A 5357-nucleotide genomic window follows, 5' to 3' on the forward strand; every position below is an offset into this window, starting at 1 on the left:
AAACCTTCACCCTCGAGCGCATCCACCAGGAAGAAAACGCCGCCAAGAACACGCATGTGGCGGGCGCTTCGCTGGTCGATTACAACCGCGCCGGAACCGCGCTGATGGAGATCGTCTCCAATCCCTGCATGCATTCGGCCGAGGATGCGCTCGCCTACATGACCGCCGTCAAGCAGATCATGCAGTACGGCGGCATTTCCAACTGCGACCAGGAAAAAGGGCAGATGCGCTCCGACGTCAATGTCTCCGTCCGACCGGTCGGACAAAAGGAGCTCGGCGCCAAGGTCGAAATCAAAAACATGAACTCGTTCGCTTTCATCAAGGATGCGATCGAGTACGAGATCGAACGCCAGATCGCCGTGCTCGAATCCGGCGGCAAGGTGGACCAGGAGACGCGCGGCTACAACCCCGACCGCGGCGAAACCTTTATCCAGCGCACCAAGGAAGACGCGCACGACTACCGCTATTTCCCGGAGCCCGACCTCATGCCCGTCAAGATTTCCCGCGAGCAGATCGAGGCCTGGCGCGCCGAGCTTCCCGAGCTGCCCGTGCAACGCCGCGAACGCTACGTGACCGAGCTCGGCCTGCCGGAGTACGACGCGGGCGTGCTGACCGCCGACAAGGCGACCTCCGACTATTTTGAAGCCACCATGGCGCATGCGAAAAACGCCAAGGCGGTCTCCAACTTCATCATGGGCGAAATGATGCGCCTGCTTTCCGAGCAGAGCCTGCCGATTTCCGAATCGAAGGTGACGCCCGAAAAACTCGCCGAGATCATTGCGCTGATCGATGCCAAGACCATCAGCACCGGCGGTGGCAAGCAGATCTTCGAAACCATCTTCAACGAAGGCGGCGATCCGAAGGCGATCATGGAAGCCAAGGGGCTGGCGCAGGTTTCCGACGACTCCGCGCTCGAAGGCTGGGCCGACGAGGCCATTGCCAACAACCCCAAACCCGTCGAGGAATACAAGGCGGGCAACGCCGCCTCCATCAACTTCCTGATGGGGCAGGTGATGAAAGCCAGCCGCGGCAAGGCCAACCCCGGCGCCGTCATGCAGATGCTCAAGCAAAAGCTCGACGCATAGTTTCCGCAAACGCAGATCGCATCATCCTGGAAAAGTAAATGGACCACAGATAAACGCAGATTCATGAACGGGATATGCAGAACAGGTTCTTGCTCCGGCGGGTGAGCGTAATAAACTCCACATCTAATTGAGTATCCGTGTCCATCTGGGTTCATCGGTGGTTCCAGTCCCGGATTCAGGATCATGAAAAAGGCGTCCCGGTTGGGACGCCTTTCTTGTTAACGATTAACCCATCGCCGGAGTTATGCTCCGAGGCACTGCTTCAGGTCTGCATCGGCCGTGGTGGTCGGGGCAATGTTGAAGTTGTCGACGAGTACCTGCAGTACGGTCGGCGTGATGAAGGCCGGAAGCGTCGGGCCCACCTTGATGTCCTTGATGCCGAGGTGCAGCAGCGACAGCAGAACGCAGATGGCCTTCTGCTCGTACCAGGAGAGCACGATGGAGAGCGGCAGGTCGTTTACGCCGCATTCGAACGCGCTGGCGAGAGCCACGGCGATCTGGACTGCGGAGTAGGCATCGTTGCACTGGCCGACGTCGAGCAGGCGCGGAATGCCGCCGATATCGCCGAACTCAAGCTTGTTGAAGCGGAACTTGCCGCAGGCCAGCGTCAGAATCGCGCAATCTTCCGGCACGGCTTCGGCAAACTCGGTGTAGTAGTTGCGTCCGCTTTTCGCGCCGTCGCAGCCGCCGATCAGGAAGAAGTGCTTGAGCGCGCCGGATTTGACGGCGTCGATCACCTGCGGCGCCACGCCGAGTACGGCGTTATGGCCGAAGCCGGTCAGGATGGTCTTTTCTTCTTCGGTTTCGGCAAAGCCGTCGGCTTCGAGCGCGGCGTCGATGACGGCGCTGAAATCCTTGTCGTCGCCGATGTGCTCAACGCCCGGCCACTGGACGAGTCCGGTGGTGAAGATGCGGGCCTTGTAGTTTTCCTTCGGCTTCTGGATGCAGTTGGTGGTCATCAGGATCGAGCCGGGGAAGGCTTCGAACTCGGCGCGCTGGTCCTGCCAGGCCCCGCCGTAGTTGCCGACGAGGTGCTTGTGTTTTTTCAGTTCCGGGTAGCCGTGGCACGGCAGCATTTCGCCGTGGGTGTAGATGTTGATGCCCTTGCCTTCGGTCTGCTTCAGCAGCAGGTCGAGGTCTTTCAGGTCATGGCCGGAAACGAGGATGGCCTTGCCTTTGACCGGGGTGATGCGCACGGGGGTCGGGACGGGATGGCCGTAGGTGCCCGTGTTGGCGGCGTCGAGCAGACCCATGACGGTCAGGTTGACTTCGCCCGTCTTGAGCGCATAGCCGACGAGCTCGTCGACGGTCGGCGCCGGGTTGAGCAGGAAAGCCAAGGCTTCGTGGAAGAAGGCGAATACGGAGTCGTCTTCCTTGCCGAGGACGAACGCGTGGTCGGCATAGGCGGCGGTGCCCTTCAGGCCGTAGAGGATCAGCTCCTGGAGTCCGGTCACATCTTCGCCGAGGGTGGTCATGCGGCTTTCAATGCCGACTTTTTCACCTTGCGAGATCAGACCGTCGAGATCGTTGGGCAGTTCCCACTCGCCGCCGAGTTGCTTCAGCACGGCCACGCCGCGGGAAATGATGCCGGCAATGTCGTTGGGGTCGAAGTTGACGTTGGTGACGGTTGTGAAAAGGCCCTGCATCACGAAGAGGTCGGCCTCGCGGGTGGTTTCGCCGGCCTGGCGCTTGGCATGGGCCTTTTCGGAAATCTTTTTGCAGACCTGCACCAAGAGATCCTGCAGGGCGGCGGTTTCGGGGTCCTTGCCGCATACGCCGAACGAGGTGCATCCGGTGCATTGGCTGGTTTGTTCGCATTGATAACAGAACATACTCATTTTATCTCTCCTTGGGTTGGTTTTCGTTTCAAATGATGGAGCGATTGTGCACAGCCACGAAATCCTTTCCTTGATCCGCATCAAGTTCCAAAATTTATTCTCGTTTATTGCGACGATGGAGCGCGCGGGAGCGCTGAGCAACCCGCCCGCTTCATCGGTCTTATTTCTTCTTATCCTTAACGAACATCGTGTTGCCGCTACCGGTTTTCCGACGATCGATATCGAACAAGCCGATGCCCTCGAACAGCAGCGGGAAGCTCTTGAAGCCATAGTTGCGCGGATCGAAGTCGGAATACTGCCGCTTGATCAGGCTGCCGCACGCGGAGGCCCGCGCCCATCCATCGTCGTCCGCGGATTCGGTCACGGCGTCGCGGAGGATGCTCACCAGCTTCGTGTTTTGTTTCAGTGATTGCTGCTTATCGCTTTTCGCCTCGGTTTTCTTCGCGGTTTTCTTGGTGGTGGTTCGGGTGGCGACCTCTTCCTCCTCCGGCAGCTCCAGCAGCCCGGTCAGGATGAAATCGTCGCAGGCGCTCCGGAAGGCTTGCGGGGTCTTCTTTTCCCCGACCCCGAAGACATAGATCTGCGATTCCTTCAAGCGCGAGGCCAGTTTCGTGAAATCGCTATCCGAAGTCACCAAGGCGAACGCGTTGATGTTCCCGGTATAGAGCAGGTCCATCGCATCGATAATCATCGCCGCGTCCGACGAGTTTTTCCCCTGCGTATAGGAGAACTGCTGCACCGGATTGATCGCCAGATCGTTGAGCGGCTGCTTCCAGTTCACCAGATGTTTGCTGCTCCAATCGCCATACGCCTTCTTCACAATGATGTGACCGTGCTTCGAAAGCTCCGTCAGCACGGCACCCAGCACCTTGTGCGATGCATTCTCCGCATCGATCAAAACCGCGATTTTTTTCTCTGAATCCATATCCTTCATCTCGTTCCCTTTTGTTGAGTCCGCAAATCCTACCGAACAAAACGCCATTCCGCAAGCGCTGCGGAATCATGAATAAACAAGTCACAAATGCAAAAAGAAGAGAAAAGAATGGACGTGCCGAGCTATCCAAATAAAATGCTTACATGAAACTCTACGCCCACAGCAACGACGGCCCGCCCGAAGGCTGGCAACCCCTCGCAGAGCATCTGGACAACGTCGCCGAGTTGGCGGCGCAATTCGCCGAACCGTTTGGCGGCGAGCAGTGGGCGAGGTTGTTGTGCTTGATGGTGATTTTTGGAAGTGTTCGGAGAAAAAAGAAATGAAGTACTTTGCCCGAGGAAATCAGGAACTCCGTGAGCATTTGGAGGAAACATCGAAGCTGGCAAAACGGTTTGCCAGAAAGTTTGGTATGGAGAATTCCGGCTCCTTTGCAGGGCTTCTTCATGATCAGGGGAAGTATACCTGTGTTTTTCAGGACTATTTAGAGCGCAGTCTAAAAGGAGAACCAACACGGCGCGGTGAGGTGATTCATGCGTTACAAGGCGCAAAGTTTGTTGATGGGGCAATGACCGATGATTTGGTTTCGGACATTCTTGGCAATGCGATTGCGACACATCACAGCGGGTTATTTGATAATATTTCCGAAGGAAGAAGAACGCTGATCAGTAAGACCGATAAGCCGGAGAAGGTTCTTCATTATGAAGAGTCTATCAGCAATTTTTGCCCCGCAGTTGATTCAGATATGATCAAGTCCGAGATTTGGCGGGTCTGTAACACGTGTCAGGAAAACAAGTTGGATGCGCCCTTTATGCTACACCTCCAGACGAAATCAATTTATTCCTGCCTTGTTGATGCTGATCGTTGTAACAGTTCCGGGCTTGATATTGGCGGTGTATTGCCTGACTGGGGGGCGATGATTCATCGAATGAATCAATATCTTTCTGGATTTTGTGCGGACGGGGATCTTAATCAAATTCGCCAAGAGATTTCTTTGCAATGCAAAGATGCAGGGGAGCGTCAGCGGGGAATTTACACGCTGTCCATTCCTACGGGCGGCGGAAAAACCTTGTCGAGTTTGCGGTTTGCTTTGGAGCATGCTCAAAAGAATAAATTGGAACGGATTATTTACATCATCCCTTATCTTTCGATATTGGATCAGACAGCTGCCGAATTGCGTAAGGTTTTTGGCGATAAGGCAGACGAAATGATATTGGAACATCACTCCAATATTGAGTTGCCGGAGGACGAAGATGAAGAAGGTAAATATCGCCTGCTATGTTCGCGTTGGGACAGTCCCATTGTTCTGACGACGATGGTGCAGTTTCTTGAGACGATCTACAGCAATAAGGCGTCAAAGCTTCGGAAATTCCACAACCTGGCAAATGCGGTCTTGGTTTTCGATGAGGTTCAATCTCTTCCAATAAAGTGTACACACCTATTCAATGATGCGGTTAATTTCTTGCATCAATTCGGCAAATCAACGGTTTTGCTTTGTACAGC

The 5357-nt window shown here is 55.5% G+C and carries 5 protein-coding genes; 3 read left to right on the plus strand and 2 right to left on the minus strand.

The window, feature by feature from the left end; translation table 11 throughout:
* A partial coding sequence (gatB, locus tag ABYO54_RS13530; RefSeq protein ID WP_372808780.1) for an Asp-tRNA(Asn)/Glu-tRNA(Gln) amidotransferase subunit GatB occupies window positions 1-1085 on the plus strand: 1085 nt, incomplete at its 5' end.
* A gap of 242 nt (window positions 1086-1327) precedes the next feature.
* On the opposite strand, the gene hcp is transcribed toward gatB, so the two are convergent.
* Together hcp and ABYO54_RS13540 are read right to left on the minus strand one after the other, a co-directional pair.
* Window positions 1328-2917, minus strand: coding sequence for a hydroxylamine reductase (gene hcp / locus ABYO54_RS13535; protein ID WP_372808784.1), 1590 nt, complete (start codon window positions 2915-2917; stop codon window positions 1328-1330).
* Between the two features lie 166 nt (window positions 2918-3083).
* Entirely contained in the window at window positions 3084-3857 is a 774-nt protein-coding gene (locus ABYO54_RS13540; protein WP_372808781.1) for an NYN domain-containing protein, read from the minus strand.
* A gap of 143 nt (window positions 3858-4000) precedes the next feature.
* Here ABYO54_RS13540 and ABYO54_RS13545 point away from each other — a divergent pair, with 143 nt between their 5' ends.
* Together ABYO54_RS13545 and ABYO54_RS13550 are read left to right on the plus strand one after the other, a co-directional pair.
* Window positions 4001-4180: a hypothetical protein gene (locus tag ABYO54_RS13545; protein ID WP_372808782.1), complete on the plus strand. Its 180-nt coding sequence runs from the start codon at window positions 4001-4003 to the stop codon at window positions 4178-4180.
* On the plus strand, window positions 4177-5357 hold a 1181-nt coding region (locus ABYO54_RS13550), incomplete at its 3' end, for a CRISPR-associated endonuclease Cas3'' (protein ID WP_372808783.1). The genes ABYO54_RS13545 and ABYO54_RS13550, both read left to right, overlap by 4 nt.

The organism is Pontiella sp., assembly GCF_041622395.1.
Taxonomy (GTDB): Bacteria; Verrucomicrobiota; Kiritimatiellia; order Kiritimatiellales; family Pontiellaceae; genus Pontiella.

Excerpts from the sequence above, each read along its gene's own strand:
- hcp (WP_372808784.1), bottom strand. The coding sequence starts at position 2,917 with ATGTTCTGTTATCAATGCGAACAAACCAGCCAATGCACCGGATGCACC.
- ABYO54_RS13540 (WP_372808781.1), bottom strand. The coding sequence starts at position 3,857 with ATGAAGGATATGGATTCAGAGAAAAAAATCGCGGTTTTGATCGATGCG.
- ABYO54_RS13545 (WP_372808782.1), top strand. The coding sequence starts at position 4,001 with ATGAAACTCTACGCCCACAGCAACGACGGCCCGCCCGAAGGCTGGCAA.